This window comes from Salinicola rhizosphaerae, from assembly GCF_014652715.1.
In the GTDB taxonomy this organism is placed as follows: domain Bacteria; phylum Pseudomonadota; class Gammaproteobacteria; order Pseudomonadales; family Halomonadaceae; genus Salinicola; species Salinicola rhizosphaerae.
Map to the genome: position 1 here is coordinate 23207 of NZ_BMZI01000006.1, position 20613 is coordinate 43819.

Below are 20613 nucleotides of genomic sequence, written 5' to 3' on the forward strand. Positions count from 1 at the left end.
CGATCTCAAACTGTTAGGCCCAATGATAATTTTTCGCCATCGCATCGGATTCATGAGCTAGATCTCCCGATCGCCTGAATCAGTTGCTGCGCGGGCACGTAGCCCTCGCCCATCTCGCCATTGGGGAGCACGATGGAGGGTGTTCCTTGCACCCCAAATTGCTCTCCCAGCGCAAAGCCATCCTCGACGGCAGACCGGCAACTGTCGACGGGCGTGACCTGTAGCGGATCGCCACGGAAGGCCCTTGTCATCGCCTCGGTCGGCAGCTGGGAACACAGCACTTGGGCGAGGTGGTTGGCCGCTAATGAGTGAGTACCGGCTCGTGGGAATGGGACGTAACGCACGGCGATACCGGCTTGTGTCAGCTGATTGATCTCCTGATGCAGCTTCTGGCAGTAGGGACAGGTCGTATCGGTAAAGACGGTGACGCGGCCGATCTCCTCGCCCTGGGCGGGATAATCCACCGTACCCCCCTCCGGAATTGCATTCAGCTGGTCCAGCCGGTCCTGACGGTCGTGCTCCTCGGTGACGTTGATGAGACCATCGGGACTGTTGTCGTAGAGACTCCCCACGACCATGTGACGTCCCTGAGCGTCGCTGTAGAACGTGTCACCGTTTCGCAGCCGCACCTCGTAGATCGGTCCTTCCATATCGACCCGCCGAACGGAGTTCGTTGTCACGGGCTGGCCGTTGATCGTCAGGTTCTGCAGCGCTGAGGGAGGGGTCGAGTTCTGCATATCAGGCACCGGAACACCGGTGGCCTGCGCCGATATGGGCATCATTAGTGTCAGACCGACAGCGAAAAGCACGTTGGGAGCTTTCATCGCAGCGCCTCCAGGCATTCATGGACGGTGTCTCCGCCATAGGTATCGATGGTCCAGCAATCCCCCAAAGTGATCGCCGGCAATTCGAGTGACTCGTGGATATCCAGGTAGCGACAGCCATCCCGCAATGCTTCGCTGACGTGGGCACGCCGGCTCGGCGAAAAGCCCTGCCGTTTGAGACGCGAGAACCGATTACGACCGATCTCGGGCGCGACGTGTTCCTCAGTGGCAAACTCGCTTTGCGCCCACCAGTTGGCGATGTCCATCGACCAGGTGTTTCCGGCTCCCTCCTCGAACGCCAGGTCGAGGCGGTGGGTGATCTGGAAGTGACCCGGTGGCAACGCTGAGACGTCCACGCTCCAATGAAAGGTGACTTCGCCAGCCTTCTGCCCCTCTGGCAGCGTGATGAAGTGACCCAGGTGGCAGTCGTCGGAGCCCCCTACGAAATACAGTCGGTTGGGGTACGGCTGACGAAGTGTCCAGCCCGTCGCGGGGATGACGGGCGTGTCGAGCCAGCTCGCCGATACCGACAGGGTGATGTCCTCGAGCGCGATACCATCGAAGGGATCGACCTGCAGGACCGGGAGTAGATGCAGCGTGCGCGCTCTCGTGTCGAGGTTCATCGTGCTCACCGCATCGTCAATCTGGAGTTGTGGCATGTAACCGATCCTTCTTTCGGGGTCGTGAGGTAAGGCGACAAACGCTCCTGAATCTCCCGCGCGTCATAGCGACCGCTGGCCGGGAAACGCAACAGCGGCACGCCCGCCGACGCGAAGGCGTCGTCAACGAAACGATCACGCCGCTTACGATCGCGACGGCGATGACTGAGGTCATCGAGCTCGATCGCGGCGAGAATCCGCCCACCGCGTGGCTCACACACCACGAGATCGACATGCTTGGCGCTGATCAGGCGGAAATAGCGCCACCACCGCTGATCGCGGCCATGGCGCTTGCGAAAGCGCACCTGCAGCACGTCGGCGATCCGAACCTTGCAGGCAATCAACGCTGCCGCGCCGACGGCTCGATGAACGGCTGAGTAGAATGCCTGCTCGGCAGGGGTATTCAGGGAAGCCTGGGGGATATAGGGGAGTGAACGACCACGCCGGCCGGACAGGACAGCCAGAATGGCTCCGATAATCCCAAGAGCCAGTAGCCCTGCCACGACCACGGCGACGAGACTCATCACTTCGTTGATGCCGCTGTGACTCATACCGCTACATCCTCGTCCCGCTGAGCCAGACCGCCGGACTCGAACGCGGCTTCGTCGATGAAGCCACGCTTGGCGTCCATCTCCTTCGCGATATGAATGGCCGCTTCCAGCTCAGAACAACGCTTCTCGAGCATGATGCTGCGGCGTGCCTTCTTCTCGTCCCCCTCGGTACCCGAGAGCGCGAGATAGAGGCTTGGCTGCACGACGCGAAACAGCGATTCCACCGCCGAGGCGAGCACCACGCCCTCGGTGTACTTCTTGGAGATCTTCGATGCCGAGAGCAGCAACTCCTCCTGCGCCGGCGACAGCGACTTGAAGCGCTTGATCTTCTGCACCTCGTCGGGCGGCATCACCAGACAGATCCAGAATTCGATCATGTTGAGCAGCTTCTCGGCGGCGTCCGGAAAATCTTCCACGTTCTGGGTGGCGAACCAGAGCCAGTACATGAGCTTACGGCCCATCTTGCCCACCTTGACGAAGAACGGGCTCAGCAGCGGATTGACCGTCACGACGTGACTCTCGTCGATGATCTGCACGATATGACGACCGTCGTACTGGGTCCGCTCGGCCAGGTTGGTGATCATGTTGGTGATCGAGATGACCGACAGTGCCAACTGCGCGCCATAGCCCTCGCGGGCATAGGTCGCGAGATCGACCAGTGTGACGTCACACTCCGGCCAGGGATCGCCGGTCGAGTTGAACACCTCGCCATCGAATCCATCGCAGAACAGGCCGATATTCATACCCATCTCGTTAGCGCGGCGCCGGGTCTCTTCATGAACGTCGGGATCCCGGGAGATCGCGAAGAAGGCCTCCCGCACGTCCTCGGTCTTGCAGGGGCGTGCCTCCTCGAAGGTCAATCGTGCGGCACGCATGATGGCATCACGCACCATGCGACGGTCGGCACGCCGGAAGCGCCGCTCCTCTTCTTCCTCACCACCGGTGATCATCAACCGTGCGGTGATCTCCATCTCGCCGAGTAGATCACGCTTGTCCTCGTCGAGGTCCTCCTCCTCGTCGTCATCCTCGATCGGTGCGGGCAGCGCGTCGTCGACGCTCTCCCCTCGTGCACGCGCTTCGGCATCCTCGGCAGCGCGACGGCGGGCGTGTTCGTCCTCGAGCAACCGGTGGGCTTCCAGAAACGGCGCCAGTGACACCCCGGAACCCGGCGACAGTTTGACCTTGTTGACGCTCAGGCCGTTGCGCTCGAAGTAGTCGGCGAGCAGCCCGAAGCTGTTACCGACCTCAAGAATGAACAGACGCGGCCGACGCACCGCCATCAGCTGGGCGCACATTGCCGTCAGTGACGCTGACTTGCCCGCCCCCGTCGGTCCGCTGATGAAGGCATGCGCGTTCTTCTCGCGATCGGCCAGATGGAAGGGGTCGAAGGAGAGCGTTTCGCCGCCCCGATTGAACATCGTGAGCCCCGGGCGGCCGGTACCTCGAGCCCGCCCGAAGAACGGGCTTAGATTGGCCAGGTGCTGGACGTAGTTGTAGGCCGTGTACCAGCGGTTGCGCGCGTCCTTGTCAGGATCGAACGCCATCGGCATCCAGCGCAGATAGGTGTTGAGCGAAGCGATCTCGTCTTCCGGTTCCACCGGTTTCAGACTCGACTGATACAGCTTGGTGCTCAGTGCCTGACACTTCTGTCGCAGATCCGTCTCGTCCTCGCCACGCACGTAAAACACAAGCGATGACTGATACAGATAATGGCGCTCGGCCATGAATTCCTTGGCCTTCTCGCAGTCCCGACGCACGCTGACCGCGAGCACGCTATCCCCGTGAGCCTTGTCCTTGAGCCGATTGATATGATCCTCGAGCGGCTCCTGCGGTGACGCGACAATGGTCAGCACCATCACGGTTCCCTCGGGGAGCACGTCCATCAACGCGTTCGAGACCTTGGACTTGCTACCCTGGCGCTTGACCTCGCCGGTGATGTGGCCAATGTCCGGACGTCGGCGCAGCTCATCAACCACCAGGCAGCGGTGCGGCAGACCATCGAAATACCACAGGCCCTTGTCGGCGTCGGACTCGGGGGCGTTGAAGAGCACGTCGCCGCCCAGGTCATAGTCATAGGGCAGGTTGTCGTCGCCCGGGTACTCCACCAGGTCATAGAACGCCTGCGGATCCTCGGGCGACATGGCCGGTCGGGGATTGAGCCAGACCACCATCCAGCGATGGAAGTCGCGTCCGTCGTAACGCCGCAATGTGAGGCCCACGCCCTCGAGCGCCGACGCCAGTCGGTCATAGACCATGTTGGCCTCTTCCTCGGGCGTCAGCGGCTGACCACGGCCGGACTGCGCCTGCTTGTTGAGACGGCGATACAGCACCAATCGCGTGCGCCGGGTCTGCCCCTTCCACTGCGTCTGCGTCACCACGTCATCGTGAAAAACGCCACCCTCCTGGGAGATGGACTTGAGGTGGCGCTCGAACTGCCCCAGCCACTCCTGGGTGTAAGCCGTCTCCAGCAGTCCGCTGGAGGCCCGGGTCGACTCCGGATCCGGACAGTCGATGTAGGCTTTCAGACGCTCCATGATGTCGCGGTAGTCGACCTCATCCTGCGCGTAAATCTGAGCCACCCAGGGAGAGTTGTCGTGCTGCGGGAGCGCGTCCTGAAACGCCCCCTCGATCAGGTCACGCTTGGCGGTCAGCCACTCCTCGGAGCGCCCCTCGGTGGCCAGCGGCACGATCTCGGCCACGATCCCCACCGAGCGACAGTCGTCCATCAGAAAACTCTGCGATGCCGGTAGGTACTCGATGAATGGCAAATAGTTGGCGAACGAAGGGGCGCGCTCGTAGAGCTTGTCGACATCGCGTTCGGTGATCGGCTTGCCGCGCGGCACCGATGTCGGCCGCCCACCACGAGAGGTGCCCTCCTCTTGATTAGCGGCGTCCTCCTCGCGCTGGTCGGCATGGCCGAACCAGCGGTTCATGAGCGCATTGAGCGACATCAGCGCGTCCTCCCTGCCGGTCGCGAGCCCTCCCCGGGCATGGCGTACTGCGGCTTGTTGTAGAGCGGAAAGACCGTGGAGTAGCCCGGTACCGGCACCGACTCACCACCGGCGAGGTGGGGATAAACGAACATCACCAGGTCGGGATTGGGTAAACGGGAGAACTGGCTATAGATCTCGTTGGCCGCCTCCCGCGTGTATCGCGTCTGCTCGGTTCGCATCTCGCCGTCTCCAATCGGACGACGCAGCGCGCCGCGAGCCGCGTCCACCGCACGCTGGCCGGGGCTGCCGGTCCGCTGGCTGTCGCCCCCGGCCGTGGAACCCTGTTCCCAGAGTTCCTGCATGGTCATGCCGTTGGTCGGCATCAATTCATCCTTCGAGGTCGCACAGCCCGAGAGCATCGCGAGACTGATCAAACCCAGTGCGGCGATCGCGATGCGCGTCGCCGCGCGATATTCAGTCGAGCCCGACTGTGGTTGCGGTTGACGTGTCATAGCGCACCTTCCTCCCTTCGGTCTCGTAATCGATCGGCAGCTGCTTGTTGATGTGGATGGCCACGTTCTGCCCCGGCGGCACGTAGACCGCCGCGAACGCCTCTCCGTAGAGCTTGTTGACCCACTCGCTCATGTCGTTGACGCCCTGGCTGAGGATCTGCCCCACGGCCTGATTGCCGCTCATGGCCTGAGAAATGGAACCGTCGCTGCCGAATGAAGTGATCGACGTCGAGTCATCATCCGAGAGCATCGTCGCCGCGCCGGCGCCGGCGGCCGTCAAAAGCCCCTGGGTGCCGAGATACTGCTGGGCGTTGCTGCGGCGCATGCCGCTGATGCAGGGAAGGCCCGCCTGATCGCTGATCCAGCCGATGGAATCGCCTCCACCGATGGTCTGGTTCTGGTTGCTGCGGTTATCGTTGCCGCCGCTGCCCTGATTGACGTCTTCCGGCGATGGCACCGTACGAATCGTGCCGTCCTCGAAGACGAAGGTGAGACTGGTGATGTTTCCGCGCACACAGGAGAGGGTCCAGTCACCAGTGGCGGTGCCACTGGCGACGGCAGCCCGGACCTCGGGCAGCTCGATGCCGTTGGCCGTGAGGTTGTCCTTGCCGATCATCACCTTGAACGGATATGGGTCGTTGACCGTGCCGTCGACAGGCACCCGTCCCAACAACGCCGTCATGGCCAAAGAGCCCATCAGGGTAGAGTTCTCGGGGATGGTATAGACCGGCTCCACCGAGGCCTCGTCCGGCTGTCCGGTCGCGCTGGCCTTGATCGCGCTGTTGGCCCGCGACGCCGCATCACCAACATCGCTCGCCGCTGCCTTGAACGAGGTGGGAAAAGCCGGCCCCTCGTCTCGGCGCGAGCCATTGCGCCCGGTCTCTTGACGCTGATCCATTGGCTCGACCCACGCCAGATTGCCTCCGGAGCTGTAGCTACCGGTGGGACCCCCGCCGCCCTCGAGACCGAGACCGATCGGCATGTCGTCACCGCCGCTCTCGTCAGCGTCGCCGGTGAAACCCTCCTTCAGGTTGCGGATCTGGCCCTGAAGATTGTTGAGCAGGCTTTGATTCTCACGCTGGTTCTGCCGACGCTCTTGCGTGAAATCCTGCTGCTGATCGCGCAGGGCACTGCGGATGCGTCCGTCTACATTGTCGTTGCGCTCGGCCAGCTCCTGGTTCTGCTCACGCAGCTTGTCGTTGGCATCGAGAACTCTGTTCATTTGATCGCGCATCATCCGCGTCTGCCCCACCAGGGTGGCCACCGTGTCCTCCGGCGTGTCCCCCTCGATCCCCAGGGCCTTGAGTTCGTCCTGACTCAACGTCAACGAAGGATCCTTCTTGTCGAGAGAACCTTGCTGTGCTGACTGTTGATCCGAGTCCGAACCTGGCCACATCACGACGATGGCCAATGCCAGTGCCAGAAACAGCGGCACGAGCACCTTCAACAGGCCGTTGCCCTGCAGTTTCATGAGTCACCTCCTACCCGAACGCCATCCTCGAAGGAGGCGGAGACCCCGCCGTCGGATGAATTGGAGAGCGGTAATGCCTGCGCCAGGGGCTGGCCACGCGTCACGATGAAGGCGGTCGTGGTATCACGAACGCTGCCGCGCTGACCGAGCGTCGGATGCATGAAGGTGGCGCTATAGAGATCGCCCTGCAGCCAGCGCGGATCGAGTTCGAAGGCGCGCGAAGGGTCGCGATTGGCAAGCCGCACTGCCGTGACCACCCAGCCGTCGAGCTTCCAGGCCGCAATGGGCGTAGCCGTCACCGGTAACGCTGGTAATAGCGATGGCATGCGATCGGGCAGTCGCAGGGCCACGCGATTGATGCCGCGAACAGGCTCGATGGTGCGGGTCGGCGCGTAGAGAGACTGTGCCGCGTAGCGAGTCAGCACAACCGGGACGGGGGTGTGACCCTGCGACGCGTCACTGGATTGCCGATCGGTTTTCTCGGAGGACGAAGTGGCGTCAGAGGTACTGCTGTTGGCATCGGCGGGTTCGCCATCCGGGAACACCACTTGAATTTCCTCGTCGCTCGCCCCTTTTTCTCTGGCCGTCAGGTCGAACAGGATGACCTCGTTGGTTTCGACGTCCTGGATGCGAACGCGCTGCGTGTCGAAAGGCTTGTTCGCCTTGAGATAGATCGCGCCGCCGGCACTCTGCACCCGCAGCGTCTCGGCGTCAGCGATCTCGCGAGGCAGTCCGACGCGCACGTTGCGATCCAGCACGATAACGCGCTCGCTACCGACGGGCAGATCGACGGGCAGTGGCTTGCGGTCCCAGTGCAGGATCTCGACGGCCTGCGCCTGGCTCGCCACGAGAAGCGTCACCAGGACGAGACCGTGGCGGAGGATCGAGATTGGATTCATGGCTGGGCCACCTCACTGGAAGAGTCTTCATCGCTGTCGTCGTCGGCATAGCCCAGTCGCTGAGGTACGCCGGCAAAGCAGCCTTCACTGGAACCGATCTGCAGGCCCCAGGGATTACTGTCGGGATCGTTGTCCACGCGACTGACGTAGACCGGATAGCGGACGTAGGCGTCCCTGACGGAGGTGCCGGCATAGGATTCGCTGACCCCCATGTCGAGCGTGGCGATCCAATGATCGCGATCGATCACACGCACGCCACCCGGTCCGTTGGGCGACTCGTTCTGGAACCCACGACCGGGAATCTCGTAAATACCTCTCACGCGCCCTTTCAATTCACCGCGAGAGCGGCGCTGCTCGTATTCGTTCTGGAGATAGTTCTTGCACGCCGGCGTCAAAAAGGTGCCGTAGGCGTCGATATTGCGTCGATAGTCGGCTTCGCCATTGGCGGGCCAGCGGTTGAGGGTCTGCCAGACGTAAACCGCGAAGGTGTAGATGTTGGGCTCGGGGACTTTCCACCACTCACGCGTGCTGCCCGTGCGCAAGTCGGGCGGGGTATAGACCGTCAACCGATCCGGCGCGGTCTTCCAGCCCCAGAAAAGCCCTGCGCAGATCAAGACGAGAATGCCGATCGCGGCGCGCAGCGACGTGATGTGCGCGTCGCGCGCCGACAAGGCATGGCGCTTACGACTCATGATGGCTCCCCTGATGACGCTGGCGACGACGGGGTTTTCTGACCACCGGACGTCGCACCGGATCGCGGCGAATTCGCCAGCGAATCGATTTCTGGATCAGCTCGCTCCCCCCGGGCACCGGGATGCCCATCTTTTCCAGCTGCCACTGGATGCGGCGGTAGACCCAGGAGGTGGGGCGCCCCCGTCTCAGGCGGCGCATGAAGGTGCCGCCGAACCACAGGAACAGAGCCGCGCCCAGGAACATGCAGGTCGGAACCATGGCCCCCATGCCCACGATGGCCCAGCCGACGATCCCGACAGGGATGAAGAACACCAGACCCGACGCGGCGCAGATGACCAGCTCCTTGCCGGTCATGCCGCGAAAGACCACGGGCGTGGCGTTCAGGCGAGAGGGAATGAACTCGATGGTCATGGCCCGACGTCTCCCTCAGCCGCCCATGATCGGATCGCCGTAGTTCGCCAGCCAGATGACGACGACGATCATGACCACGCCAAAACCGAGCACGGCACCAAGCAGCGCCCACTCCTGACGCTTTTTGGACTCGTTGAAGGCCCAGATGACGCCCACGATGTAAACGAGGATGGCGAAGCCGCAGAGGACCAAGAAGCCAAGACTGAAGCCCTCCTGCCCGACGCCCTGAACGGTTCCGAAGAGATCACCGTCGGCCCCCTCGGTGATGCTTTCCTGCTGAGGCAGTGCGGCCATGGCGACCGAGGGCAGTGCCATGAGAGCGGCTGCGGATGTGTTGAGCGCGCCTCGAACGCGGTGGAAAAGATTCATGATGGATTTCATTGCTCGATTCTCCTTGGGTCACTTGCTGGTTGGATTACCGACCGCCATGGCGTGGGCGGACGGCGCTGCCCCGACCGGGGCGTTCTGCTGCACCCGCTAGCGCAGAAGCAGCCAGAAAAGAATCACCACGACCATCACACCCCGAATAAAGCTCCAGGACATGACCCACTCGCCGAAGCGGCCACCGGTCCAGCCACGCCAGGCGCTAATGGTCAGCCAGGTAAGCCACAACACGGCGAGCGCACAGCCGACACTGGCGATCAGCAGGTAAACGGTATCGGGGCTTGCGCCCGCGCCGGCCTCGAAGGCAGTGCTGGTCGAAACGGCCATTACTGCCCCCGATCGTCGAGATAGTCGCCGTCGAGCGGCCGAGGCTGACGCGGCAGCAGACGATCCGGCGCGAGATAGGCATCGATACCGCTGGTAATGGAGTGCAGGTCATTGCGTAGACGTGGGATGTCGAAGTACACCCGAGTGGATTCGGGGTCGGCGTTCTGCTGTCTGGCGTCGATGCGATCGACCACGACCTTGATCTGCTCGATCTGGGTCTGAATCAGGGCCAGGTCGCGGCGCTGGATCTCGTCGTTGTCACCGGCATGGGCAGACGGCGACAGGCCGCTGGCCAGTGCGAGTGCAAGGCTCGAGACCAAAGGAAAGGAAGAAAAACGTTGGCGCACCGTCATGGTTGAGTCCCGTCGTGAGTGGTGACGACATGACCTCATGGTCGAGGCAACTCACCCGGGGATCAGCCGGAAACGTTAAGCGAAACAGCGGGGTATTCTTGATAGGTTTTTAGAAACCCGGCTCGCTGTGGCGAAGCCGGGTAAAATCCATTACGAGGTCGCTCAGAGGTACTTCTTGAAGCTTGATGTGGCAATGGCGATCATCATTCCGAACAGCAGCGCACAGGGCAGCAGAAACAGGTTCGGGTGGATCGAAAACGGCAGCGATAGATAAACCAGCCAGCCGGTCAGGAAAATCGGTGTCACCATGCGCTTGGCATGGTGATAGATGAACGCCGACTCACGCCCCGCACCGAAGCGACGCAGATCGCGACTCACCAGACCGTCGGTGAATCCGACCAACGCAGCCAGCACAAACAGTGGAGAGGTCAGAATCAGGATGACGCAGCGTGTGAGCGTCATCAGAGTGACGTACATGCCCGCCTGCAAGTAGGTCTTGACCACACCAAGCCACCCTTCCGAGCCGCTACCCGATTCGGCCCAGGCGGCAACGCCCGACTTCACGAACAGCCACTGATAGCAGGTATCCACGATACGGTTGGCAAATTCGACCGGTGACGACACCAGTAGAGAGCGGGTGAATTGGCTGTCCAGATACCCCATCTCGGACACCATCGTCTGATAGGCATGATCGGATCCCGTCTGACTGAACCAATCGAAGTAGATACCAATCCACTCGATCACAATCGAGCAGAAGATCGACACCACGACGATAGCCATGAGCGTGAACGGCAGCTTGAGCAACGTACCGACCAGGCCGCTGCGCTTTTTCTCGGCGCGATGCGCCGGTGCCTCATCCCTCGCCATGACTCACCTCTCCGGCTCCGCCATCCACCACGACGGCATCACGCTCGATCGGCTCATGCAGACTCGGCGGATTGCTGAAGTCCATATGAATCGGCGGCGGCATAACGCCCGTCCACCACTGATCGCCCGTGGCGTATTTGGCGCGCATGCGACCCGCGATGTCAGCCACGTCCTTCGGTACGTCCTCGGTCTTGTCCGGCATCGGTAGCGGCATGCGGATCTTCCAGAGCTGGCCGCCCTCGAGCAGCGCGAAGGCCTGCCCCTTGGGTAGATTGATGACATCGTTGGGCGTCAGCATCTCCACGGACTCGGTGCCGATGCGGTCGCCTGCCGAGGAGCTGAAGTCCTGGTCGCTGTTCACGTCAGCATTGTCACTGGCCATCGACACCATCAGCCGGGTCGAGACGTTCACCTTGGCCAGTTGGTCGGTCAGCAATCGCGCGGTGCGATCCTCGCGCACCCTCAACATGATCAGGTTGTTGAAGTTACCCACCACCTGGCCGGCCTTCGCCGTGGAGCCAATCCGTGCTTCGATGTCGGACAGTGTCTGGGTATAGGCGGTCACCTGGATGCCGGCGCCGCCCCCTTTGTTGATCAACGGGATGAACTCGTCGCCCATCAGCTCGTTGAACTCGTCGCAGTGCAGGTTGATCGGCAGCTTCTGGCTCCCACCCTCCCCGGGCAGGCCATCCTCGGACCCGAATTTGTAGATGTGACCTGCGACCGACACGATGTCGGCGAACATCGAATTGCCCACCGCCTGGGCGACCTCGAAATCACTCAACGCATCGAGGCCGACATAAACGACGCCTTTCTTACGAATGATCTGCTGCCAATCGATGATCGGGCGCTCGTCCTCGATGTCGTCGTAGTCTGGTGAGAGCAGCTCGGCGATCTTGCCGCTGGTCAGCTTCTCGAGCAGCGGTAGAAGTGACGCCACGATCTTGTCGAAGTAGGTCTTGTCGTAGCGCACGGCGGAGAGCAGTCCATCGAGCACGGGATCGCTCAGCGACTCGATAACGTCCGGCTGTTGCAGGTACTGAACGATCGCGACCACCCGCTTGTGGCGACCCTGCAGGTTACGCGGCGTGTTCTTGTCGTTGATCTTCCCCTCGATGTCGGTGATCTGTTGGTTCGACCCCGGGAGTTGCTGCTCCAGCATCTGCTGGACGTACTGCATCAAGGGCGCATCGATGTTCACCACATCAGCCAGGATCTGGCCGTAGCTCGGCCGCTCACCCAGCGCGTGTCGGGCGCGGGCCACGATGTTGACGAAACGCCAGGCGAACTGGCGAAACGCGGCAGAGTTGCCCTCGCCGGAGAGCTGGCCGGTCACGCGGGTCGACACCTCGGATAATCTCGAGAAGCGCCCCACGGCGTTATAGCGGCACGAGACGTCCGGCCAGCCCAGGTGGAAGATGTAGAACTCGTCACCCCGACCAGCCTTCTGGGCCTCGGCGTACATGCGCATCATCAGATCCGCGTCCCCCTTGGGATCGAAGCAGATCGTGATGTCGCCGCGCCGGATGTCCTGGGTGATCAGGATCTCGGCCAGACGCGTCTTGCCCACGCGGGTCGTTCCCTCCACAAGGGTGTGCCCCACCCGCTCACCGAGCGGCATCCAGACGTCGTGCTCTCGCCACTCGACGGCATGCAGCGCCGGACGCCCGCCGACCGGTGGTAGCGGCCGCACCGGATTGAGCATCGAGTCCCAACGCAGCAGCGCGGCGATATGTTGGCCGATGGCCCCACCCTCCATCGACTGCTCGAGACGACGGGCGCGCTGATACCAGGGGCTCGGCTGGACGTAGCTCTTGGCAGCCGGCTGAGCCGCTTCATGTAACCGCTGGGTGTGCTGGGCATCCCATTTGAAGCCCTTGCCCAGCCACAAGCTCCGGCGGCTCAAGGGCACCTTGCGCGCCGGCAACGCAAAGCGCGGCAGACGGCGCAAGTTGCGGCGATAGCGCAGCACGACCCATGCCTGACGAAAGCGCCAGGCGCCGAACGCGGCAAAGCCCGCTGCCGTGGTGATGCCAACACTGGGCGCCAGTGCCAACGACCAAGGTGCCCAGATGCACAGGACGACGCAGCCGGCGCAGATCCAGACGGTGTACAGCTCGACGGCGGGGCGCAGGAGGGATTCGAGGGGGTGATTGCTGCTCACTGTTCGATACCCCGCGGGCTGATCAGTGCGGGGTAGTGACGAAGGCCGAGTCGCTCAGCCAGTCCATCACCGGAAACGGGGCGCAGTTCGAGCCCCTGGGCTGCATTGCGCAGTGCCTGCAAGGACGGCTCATCGGCTACCTGCACCACCAGCCCCACCGCGTTCATCTCGCGCAGGATGTCGCCGCGCTGGGCAAGCCACTGACGAGACAAGTCGTCATCACCGACCAAAAAGACGGGCGTGAACCCGCCTGGCAGGTCCAGCTGACGCGGCGTCACGGTGCCAGGCGTCAACTGCTCGCTCTCGAGCGGCAGCATGTCCTGTTCTCCAAAGGGCCGGGCAGGACGCGCCTCGCCACCCAGCTGCGGTGAGTAGCCTTCCTCCTCACCGACCCCGGCCCCCTTGATCGCCACGTAGTAAGGTCGGGCCGGCTCGCCCCCGTAATCGGCGATCACGGTCAGTTGAGACAGCCCAGGGGGTCGCTCGGCAGAAGTCTGAGCCCATGTAGATGTCGACAGCAGCGCTATCGCACCCACTGACAGCAGGCTGAGGCAGCGTGATTGTTTCATCGGGGTCTCCTATCGGACTGCGACTTCGCCCATCCAGGGCCGCTGCTCTGGCGTTACCCAGGTGACGTCGGTCTCGGGGGTGCGTGGGCCTGGTGTCACCCAGGTCAGCGCCTCATCCGACGCTGTTGAATGGTCACTTTCCACTGAGGCCAGGGCTGGTCGATGGGATCGCTTCGAGACCGGCGTCTGACGTGCAGCCATCCGTGCCGGCGAGTCAATTTCTAGAGAGGGGGATGTGCCGAGCCGAGCCAGCTCCTGACTCACCACGACGCGGTAGCGCTCGGCGGGCCGTCCACCCGCTGGGCGGTGATAGCGGCCGGCAGCGATCAACCAGTCACCGGCATCATCGAAGTGGGCGCGTATGAGTGCCGCCGCTTCATCGAGATTGGCGTAGGGATTCAGCCCTTCGCAGGGATCCGCGAAACGCTGGCCAGCGCCGAACAATTGCGGCTGCCAGCGCACGTTGAGCTGCGCGATCCCCACGTCGACGATCTGCGTCGTCTCGAGCGCGTCGGTCAACGCCCGGCACGCGGAGGTTCGATCACCGAAGCGCATCGACTTGCCGGCGACATTCAACGTCCAGGGCCAAGGACGACGACCCGCGTCGAGACTCACGACCGACTCGGCGCTGGCCACGGCGTAGAGCACCGCCGGCGGTACACCATGATCCTCGGCGGCGACCACATAGGCTGATGGAATGTCGGGTTGCTCGGCATGAGCCAGGCCGGCGACTACCGCCGTCGCCAGCCCAATCAATGCAGCTTTCAACGCGCGCGAGATCATTGCTTAGCCCCTCGGCGCGACACGCGGCAGTTCACTGCTGTCGAGGTTCAGCGAGCCACCATGGTTGAGCGTCACCGTGCCGGCACGCACTTTCGCCGGCGCAATACCGACCTGAGCCGCCCAGCTGCGAATGCGATCGTCGTCTCCGTTGGAGTCCAGGACCCAGATGTCCATGGCCGCACCGCTATTCAGCAAACGCTTCACGGTCGCATCGCACTGGTCACACCCCTCGGTAGCCACCACCACATTCAGGCGCTGGCTGGATGCCGATGGGTTGCTGCCGAACACCGATCGGGTCGCGTCTTCACCATCTCTTGTGGAGAATGAATTGACCGGCATGTCGTTGGGATAAAGCCGCTGCCAGGCGTCGTCGTAGGCGCGTTGAAACGCGAGTTCCGCCTCGACGCGGGCGCGCTCGGTTTCAACCAGCTTCTCGGCGTACTTCTGACGCTCGGCCTGACTGCGAGCTTCCAATCCCAAGGCGGTCAGCGGATCCAGATCGGGAGACCAGGTGCCACGCGGCCCCTCCATGATCGACTCATAGCGTCGATACTCCCGCTGATTCAGGCCCCAGGCCTCGGCAGCCCGTTGACTGCTCTGCTCCAGGCGCGTCTGATCGATACGCGTCGACTCGCTCTCCTGCCCTTCCTGAGCCCACACGGGCAAGGCCGTAAACAGCAGCAGCACGTAAGCCAGGCGTCGATTGCAATTCAGCGTCATGGGGCTCTCCTCAAGGAACCGGGACGACCACGGTCTGGCCGTTGATGATGAACGCCGCCGAGTGACCCTCGATCGACGACAGATGCCACTGCCCGATGTTCTGCCCCTCACCGACCAGACGTAGATCGCTCAAGCGCCCGGCAGCCCCGGATGCCACGGCGAGATAGCTGCGCCCGCCGCGCAGCTCGACGCCCGACACCGAGAACGGCGGTGACGGCGGCTCGGGTTGACGTCGTGTCTGACGTTGAGAGCTTGGCTGGCTTTGCTGGGGACTGGTCTTCTGGCTGGCTCGGAGCTTGCGCACCTCCTCGATCGAAGACTCGAGCGACTGCTCTTTTTCCTGCGCCGCACTGAATCGCACGTCCACGGAGCTGGACAGCTCATCAAGGCGATGGGAGAGCGCCTGGACGCGCTCGGGCAATGCCTGCAGCGGCGAATCCCGTCGGCTCGTCTCGAAATCGTCGAGGCGTGACGCGATTTCGCCAAGGCGGTTGCTGGTACCTTCGGCCTGACTGCGACGCTCGTCCTGGCCGCTCTGCAGCTCTTCGATCCGCACGCGCAGTTGGTCGATGACCTGCTGTTGAGACTGCAGCCGAGACTCCAGCGTTGGCCCCTCCGGCTCCGAACCGGCAAATAGAACGAAATAGATGAGCCCCAAAACAGCGAGAATCCCAAGCCCCAGGAGCGACAATCGCAGCGGACTCCAACGTCTGCGACTCTCTGCGTAGGGGGTATAATTTGGCGCCTCGTGACCGGGTTCCTCGCGGTTGGCGTCACTGAAGTCCTGTCTGTCGTCATCATCGTGATGGGAAAACGAGGGTTCGCGACGACCGACGCTTCCCGTATCCGAATCGGCTGGCGCTTCTGATCGAGGCTCCTGCTCCGGATCACCGGAATCGACGGGCCGCTGGCGATCATCCGTCATGACCGGTCTCCTCAATCAGCCGCTGATCGCGTACCTGGTAGCAGATGGTTCGCGCGATGGGGTCGGCCTGAACCTCGAAAGCGCTACCGGCGAGTACCTGCAGGGCTTCTCTCAGGGGCATCGGCCCCAGTCGGAAGTGCGCCGCCGGCAAGGGTCGGCTGTAGAGCAGTTGCTGCGGTTCACCCTGGGGAGCACAAAGGCTGTAACCGGTGTGCTGCAGGGTGTAGCGCAAGCCATCCTCCACCGATGGGCTCATGGAGGCAGGGATCGAGACATTGACGGTCTGCTCGAGGAGGTTGCGCTGCTGCAACGTGGCGTTGGCCGTGACCAGGGCGTAGCGCCCGCCTCGCATCACCTCGACTCGTGACGCATCGCGATCACGATAGACGTCAGGCTCGACCTCGTGGGTGGGCTGATCCAGACCGGTGGCCACGACGCGGGCATGATGCCCTTCCTTGTTTCCCGAAAGGGCCATCTTCTCGGCGTCGGGATAGTCGGCGGCCAGGCGCTCGCTCTCGCTTGGCTGTGGGGATGGTTGCTGATGCGCACAACCGGCGAGCAGCGCAATCAAGAATGCCAAGGGGACGACACGGGTTTTCTGGAAGGGATACATCGAGTTTGGCCTCGCGCGGTGAACCTGAATGATCGTGATCGGGTTCACCGTGCCGAAGCCCACCCGCACTCGCGACGGGAAATGTTAATTGCACCGGCAGGGCTTTTGCAGGCGGTCGGCGACCTCACCCAAAAGGGATCACCGAAGCCTTGAGCTATTTCTTTCAAGGGCTCTATCTATTGCGACGCGTTGGCCCCATGATGCGCGCCAGGGACGATACGACCCCAGGAACACCGGCAAGGATGCCGTCGGACAAGGACGCCACCTCACCGTCGGTCCCGAGCACTTCCATCCTGGCTGACAGCCAAAAAAAACGCCCCGGGGGGCGTTTTGAGGTAAATCACTGGAAGTAGGTGGAAAACGAGGTCAGGATCTCGTCGTTGAGTGACGCGCCCAGCCTGCCAGCGCAATAGATCAGCGCACTCTGCTGATCAGGTCGATCGGCGATCCATTTCAACCCACCGAACTCATTATCGCGTCGAAAGATCGACCAGCTGGCCGGCTCGAAGGGATCCGGGCGATAGCCGATCTCAAGACAGTCGTCCGGGCGGAGCTCGCTACAGACCACGACATCGACTGCATTGGGGCCATAGCCCAGGATCCGCAACAGCGGAAGGCCATGACCGCATGCGGTCATCCCGATCGTGTCGAGCACCTGACCATGCCATCGACTCCCCCTGGCAAACCGTTGCGCGATCGATGCCACGGCCTCGGCATCCCATCGAAACGGGCCATCGGCGCGGGCCACGACGGTATAGGCGCCATCCACGACATCCAGATACCAGCCCTCGTTCTGAGGAAAGAATATCGGCCAGCCAGCATCGGCCAAGGATGTCGCCAGGCTTGCCGCCGTGTCCGAGTCCCACTCGGGTCGTGACAACTCGGCACGAAAGCGCCGAATCAGAATGTCTCGAGCATCCTGGTGGTCAGCGGTACCGTCGAGGTTGAGTTCCTCGCACAGCTTGTCGATGTTGACCACATCCAGACTCTAGCCTCCGATATCCCGAATCGCATCGGGTATGTCCCATCCAGATGTTCGCTGTAACAGCCTCAGCGCGGCCAGAATGACATCCACGTCTTCCTGGGCCAGCTGATAGGAGAGAGTATCGCTCATGGAATTGCTCCTTCGTGTATCGATTGGAAAGGAGCCACCCCCTCGAGGCGTGGCCCCGAATGGGTGAGTAGTCTCGGTAGAGACTTAGATCAGCGTGACCCGCGTCATCGGACGAGTGGCGAAAGCGTCAAGCGCCTTCTCGGGTGAGTCACCGGAGAAGGGCCGACCCAACGTATCGAATACGATCCAGGGACCGTGGCCATGATCACGCTCCGTGTCGTATGCCCGGCGCAGATACCCGATCGGGCAAGCTGGCCAAGCAGAAGCGCCCTCGTAGACACTGTGTGAATCACCGGTCGCACCGGGTTGCAGGCAGTAGGGTTGCATGTGGATGGCTCCTCGAAAGAATGGAGCCATCCCACCGGGAAATGGCCCCGGGTGGGAGAAGAAACGTTAAGTCAGTCAGGCGGCGTTACAATCGTGACTGGCCTGTGGTGGCTCGATCACAACGCGATCCCAGCGATAACGCCACATTCGCCCAGACGCATCACGACCTATGAAGAATGTCGAAGTGTGAGCACGCACAAAATCGATCGTGATAACAACATCACCCTCACGACTGCTTTCCAGATGATAGCGAAGCCGGTCACCCGATCGAGATTGACTAGCCAGGCGGCGGCGACGTGCTTTCGCCTTCCTCACCGTCCGACACGCCTCTCGCCAGGCGACGGCCTCGGGACACTGAACATCCGATTGCTTGAGTAATCGCTCTGGACAGTCCTTCACATAAGGCCCCATCGACTCATCCATATCCTTGTACCCCCAGGCGCGATCACCTGAGCAGCCCGAGGCCGGCGTAGGCCCCTGCAGCAAGAACACAGCGATGAACCGATAGTCGTCTACTCGATTGTGAAATACGACGTAGAGCACATTGCCTCGTTGCGAATGATCAAGGATCTCGCATCGACTCGGTTCATGCTGATGCTCTAGCAGCCAGTCGATCAGTTCATCACGAGTCTCGGTTTCAAAAGGGAAGGTGTAACCCATGGGGAAATCTCCAATAAAACGGGAGAGCCCCCATATCGGGAGAACTCTCCCGTAGGGAAACAAAAACAGCCTCCCGAAGGAGGCTGTCATGACGTGTAAGAATCTGTCTGAATCAGCGTTTTCGTTTTCGTCGCGCTTCCAACTTGCGATGCACGTAGTAGGCATAACCGCCGGCAATCGTCATCGCAACGGTCAGAACGACAAAAATCGTGCCAAGCAGCAGAGTCGCAGAATCCATCAGGCATCAGCTCGCATCAGTGATGCCGATGCTTCTGGCGTTTTTGCAAATCCTTGAGTACCAGCCAAGCGTAGCCCAGACCACCGATCGAGAGAATCAGGAACGGAGCCATTACGGCTGCAAACCGCAGGAATTCATCGTTCATTGGCCATCAGCCTCCTTGGCTGCGTCAATGGTTTGATTGATTCTAACCCTCAATACGACAGCGACCAATACCACGACAGTGGCAATACCCCCACCCAACACCGCATAGGCGAGTTGAATCTGGTGGGCAATGACACCGCCAAGTATGCAGGCCGCTACGATGGTTGAGGCGATGCGCTCGATTGCCTCGGCGATGGCAAGGCCTAGCGCGTGGTTTTTCTGCTTCATAGGCGTATCTCCAGAATATCGCGCCGAGATACACCGCCCGATCGGGGAGTGAATCCCCGGGCGGGTGGAATGAAAACCGTCACTGACGGGAAGCGAGCTTCCCGATCAGTGAGGTAAGTGAGGTGGAATCAGATGACCGCTTCGGCGGCGCCGACCGATCCGCTGACAACGGGTTGGGCAGGCGCATCGGTTCCCTGCGACGCTGTTTCGCCGGCCTGGGCACTGGTGGGGGTCGACGCGGTTTCGTCACGCCGTGGCGCTTCATAAACCTTGTCGCCGTCCACTTTGGCCCAATTGACGAACAGTAGACGCGCCTTGAGGCTCACGGCTGTTTCACCAGCGCGATCGCCCTTGGTCCGTGTGAACAGATCGGGATAGAGATCGCCAAGTTTGAAACCGATCAGGATCTTGGGCTCGTTGGTCCCTTTCTCCTTGCGATCGGCCACGGTTGCGGCGAATTTCTTGACCAGCTTCTCCGCTTCGGCCCCACTGACGCGGCAGTCGAAACGGCGATACTCAACATCATTGGCAGGGCCATTCAACGCGGATATGTCGCAAGCCCAGAAGGCATCGCCACGCTTGGGCGTGATCTTGCGGATCCGATTGACGTAGCCAACGCCAGTGATATGGAGATCGAAGAACTGGTTATCGGTCGAGTTAGACATGGTGTTGCTCCTTGGATCGAGGTACGGGAATCCAGGAGACACACCATCCCCATCGGGGAAAGTGTTCCCCCGGATGGGTGGTTCGGCGCGAGGCCGAGTATTCGGAAGTGGCATCCAGCTCAGGTGAGCGCCGTCTCTCGGGATGCGTTAACGGCTTCGGGAATTGCCCGAAGGCAAAAGGCGTCACTGATGACCGTCAGTGACCAGCGGCTTACATCGACAGGATTACGCCACTTCTACCCGGCGTCAACCCCAAATCTCGATCGTCAATCGCAAGCCGGGGCAGCGAATTCTCGCCGCCTCGCCTTGGGATTGAGGACCAGCAGTGCGCGTCCAGTCGGCTACCGATACCGGCTCGGGTAGCAAGTATGAATCAGCCATTATGCCGGCCATCGGCCATGCCCCTCGTAGTCATGGTGACGATTGCCGCTGCATCCGGTCCCGAATCATGGCGATGGACCGATACGGTTGTGCGCGGATCCCCGCACAAAGGGAGCCCAGGGGTCAGGCGGTGGGCGCCGCCACGGTAAAAACAAGTCCAACCGGCCAGCGAGGCACCTGTGACGAGATGCCTCGCTG

The 20613-nt window shown here is 62.0% G+C and carries 26 protein-coding genes; all 26 read right to left on the reverse strand.

The window, feature by feature from the left end; translation table 11 throughout:
• Positions 1-50: 50 nt before the first annotated feature.
• The 26 genes from IE125_RS13475 to IE125_RS13590 all read right to left on the reverse strand — a co-directional run bounded on the left by IE125_RS13475 (position 51) and on the right by IE125_RS13590 (position 20034).
• Positions 51-824, reverse strand: a complete 774-nt coding sequence (locus IE125_RS13475) for a DsbC family protein (protein ID WP_189445207.1) — start codon at positions 822-824, stop codon at positions 51-53.
• On the reverse strand, positions 821-1483 hold the full coding sequence (locus IE125_RS13480; RefSeq protein ID WP_189445208.1) for a hypothetical protein: 663 nt from the start codon (positions 1481-1483) through the stop codon (positions 821-823). Before IE125_RS13480 ends, IE125_RS13475 begins: the two co-directional genes overlap by 4 nt.
• Positions 1453-2034 carry a DUF2726 domain-containing protein gene (locus IE125_RS13485; RefSeq protein ID WP_189445209.1) on the reverse strand — a complete coding sequence of 194 codons (582 nt, stop codon included), beginning with the start codon at positions 2032-2034 and terminating at the stop codon, positions 1453-1455. Before IE125_RS13485 ends, IE125_RS13480 begins: the two co-directional genes overlap by 31 nt.
• A complete protein-coding gene (locus IE125_RS13490) occupies positions 2031-4985 on the reverse strand; it encodes a conjugative transfer ATPase (RefSeq protein ID WP_189445210.1) in 2955 nt (984 codons plus the stop codon). The genes IE125_RS13485 and IE125_RS13490 overlap by 4 nt, the downstream gene beginning before the upstream one ends.
• The gene (locus tag IE125_RS13495; protein WP_189445211.1) at positions 4985-5479 is read right to left on the reverse strand and encodes a TIGR03751 family conjugal transfer lipoprotein; all 495 of its coding nucleotides are present in this window, start codon (positions 5477-5479) and stop codon (positions 4985-4987) included. The genes IE125_RS13490 and IE125_RS13495 overlap by 1 nt, the downstream gene beginning before the upstream one ends.
• Positions 5442-6950: a TIGR03752 family integrating conjugative element protein gene (locus IE125_RS13500; protein ID WP_444544487.1), complete on the reverse strand. Its 1509-nt coding sequence runs from the start codon at positions 6948-6950 to the stop codon at positions 5442-5444. The genes IE125_RS13495 and IE125_RS13500 overlap by 38 nt, the downstream gene beginning before the upstream one ends.
• Positions 6947-7849: a TIGR03749 family integrating conjugative element protein gene (locus tag IE125_RS13505; RefSeq protein ID WP_189445212.1), complete on the reverse strand. Its 903-nt coding sequence runs from the start codon at positions 7847-7849 to the stop codon at positions 6947-6949. Before IE125_RS13505 ends, IE125_RS13500 begins: the two co-directional genes overlap by 4 nt.
• Positions 7846-8541: a PFL_4703 family integrating conjugative element protein gene (locus tag IE125_RS13510; protein ID WP_035474330.1), complete on the reverse strand. Its 696-nt coding sequence runs from the start codon at positions 8539-8541 to the stop codon at positions 7846-7848. The genes IE125_RS13505 and IE125_RS13510 overlap by 4 nt, the downstream gene beginning before the upstream one ends.
• The gene (locus IE125_RS13515) at positions 8531-8953 is read right to left on the reverse strand and encodes a TIGR03750 family conjugal transfer protein (protein WP_189445213.1); all 423 of its coding nucleotides are present in this window, start codon (positions 8951-8953) and stop codon (positions 8531-8533) included. The genes IE125_RS13510 and IE125_RS13515 overlap by 11 nt, the downstream gene beginning before the upstream one ends.
• A gap of 15 nt (positions 8954-8968) precedes the next feature.
• Entirely contained in the window at positions 8969-9334 is a 366-nt protein-coding gene (locus IE125_RS13520; protein ID WP_189445214.1) for a TIGR03745 family integrating conjugative element membrane protein, read from the reverse strand.
• A gap of 96 nt (positions 9335-9430) precedes the next feature.
• Positions 9431-9664, reverse strand: a complete 234-nt coding sequence (locus tag IE125_RS13525; protein WP_035474326.1) for a TIGR03758 family integrating conjugative element protein — start codon at positions 9662-9664, stop codon at positions 9431-9433.
• Positions 9664-10017 (reverse strand): integrative conjugative element protein, RAQPRD family, encoded by a 354-nt coding sequence (locus IE125_RS13530; protein WP_189445215.1) that lies wholly within the window; start codon positions 10015-10017, stop codon positions 9664-9666. The genes IE125_RS13525 and IE125_RS13530 overlap by 1 nt, the downstream gene beginning before the upstream one ends.
• A gap of 162 nt (positions 10018-10179) precedes the next feature.
• Positions 10180-10884 carry a TIGR03747 family integrating conjugative element membrane protein gene (locus IE125_RS13535; RefSeq protein ID WP_189445216.1) on the reverse strand — a complete coding sequence of 235 codons (705 nt, stop codon included), beginning with the start codon at positions 10882-10884 and terminating at the stop codon, positions 10180-10182.
• On the reverse strand, positions 10871-13048 hold the full coding sequence (gene traD, locus IE125_RS13540) for a type IV conjugative transfer system coupling protein TraD (protein ID WP_189445217.1): 2178 nt from the start codon (positions 13046-13048) through the stop codon (positions 10871-10873). The genes IE125_RS13535 and traD overlap by 14 nt, the downstream gene beginning before the upstream one ends.
• A complete protein-coding gene (locus IE125_RS13545) occupies positions 13045-13617 on the reverse strand; it encodes an integrating conjugative element protein (RefSeq protein ID WP_189445218.1) in 573 nt (190 codons plus the stop codon). Before IE125_RS13545 ends, traD begins: the two co-directional genes overlap by 4 nt.
• 9 nt (positions 13618-13626) lie before the next feature.
• Positions 13627-14400, reverse strand: a complete 774-nt coding sequence (locus IE125_RS13550; protein WP_189445219.1) for a lysozyme family protein — start codon at positions 14398-14400, stop codon at positions 13627-13629.
• 3 nt (positions 14401-14403) lie between these two features.
• Positions 14404-15120 (reverse strand): TIGR03759 family integrating conjugative element protein, encoded by a 717-nt coding sequence (locus IE125_RS13555; protein ID WP_189445220.1) that lies wholly within the window; start codon positions 15118-15120, stop codon positions 14404-14406.
• A 10-nt stretch (positions 15121-15130) separates the two neighbouring features.
• On the reverse strand, positions 15131-16045 hold the full coding sequence (locus IE125_RS13560) for a PilN family protein (RefSeq protein ID WP_189445221.1): 915 nt from the start codon (positions 16043-16045) through the stop codon (positions 15131-15133).
• On the reverse strand, positions 16035-16625 hold the full coding sequence (pilL2, locus tag IE125_RS13565) for a PFGI-1 class ICE element type IV pilus protein PilL2 (RefSeq protein ID WP_189445222.1): 591 nt from the start codon (positions 16623-16625) through the stop codon (positions 16035-16037). Before pilL2 ends, IE125_RS13560 begins: the two co-directional genes overlap by 11 nt.
• Before the next feature lie 373 nt (positions 16626-16998).
• Positions 16999-17637 carry a hypothetical protein gene (locus tag IE125_RS13570; protein ID WP_189445223.1) on the reverse strand — a complete coding sequence of 213 codons (639 nt, stop codon included), beginning with the start codon at positions 17635-17637 and terminating at the stop codon, positions 16999-17001.
• 9 nt (positions 17638-17646) lie between these two features.
• On the reverse strand, positions 17647-17772 hold the full coding sequence (locus IE125_RS19325) for a hypothetical protein (RefSeq protein WP_268249113.1): 126 nt from the start codon (positions 17770-17772) through the stop codon (positions 17647-17649).
• A gap of 84 nt (positions 17773-17856) precedes the next feature.
• Positions 17857-18099 (reverse strand): hypothetical protein, encoded by a 243-nt coding sequence (locus IE125_RS13575; protein ID WP_189445224.1) that lies wholly within the window; start codon positions 18097-18099, stop codon positions 17857-17859.
• Between the two features lie 75 nt (positions 18100-18174).
• A complete protein-coding gene (locus IE125_RS13580) occupies positions 18175-18759 on the reverse strand; it encodes a hypothetical protein (protein ID WP_189445225.1) in 585 nt (194 codons plus the stop codon).
• Positions 18760-19013: 254 nt separating this feature from the next.
• Entirely contained in the window at positions 19014-19142 is a 129-nt protein-coding gene (locus tag IE125_RS19330; protein WP_268249114.1) for a hypothetical protein, read from the reverse strand.
• Entirely contained in the window at positions 19139-19369 is a 231-nt protein-coding gene (locus tag IE125_RS13585) for a hypothetical protein (RefSeq protein WP_035474312.1), read from the reverse strand. Before IE125_RS13585 ends, IE125_RS19330 begins: the two co-directional genes overlap by 4 nt.
• Before the next feature lie 128 nt (positions 19370-19497).
• Positions 19498-20034, reverse strand: a complete 537-nt coding sequence (locus IE125_RS13590; RefSeq protein ID WP_189445226.1) for an STY4534 family ICE replication protein — start codon at positions 20032-20034, stop codon at positions 19498-19500.
• Positions 20035-20613: the final 579 nt, after the last annotated feature.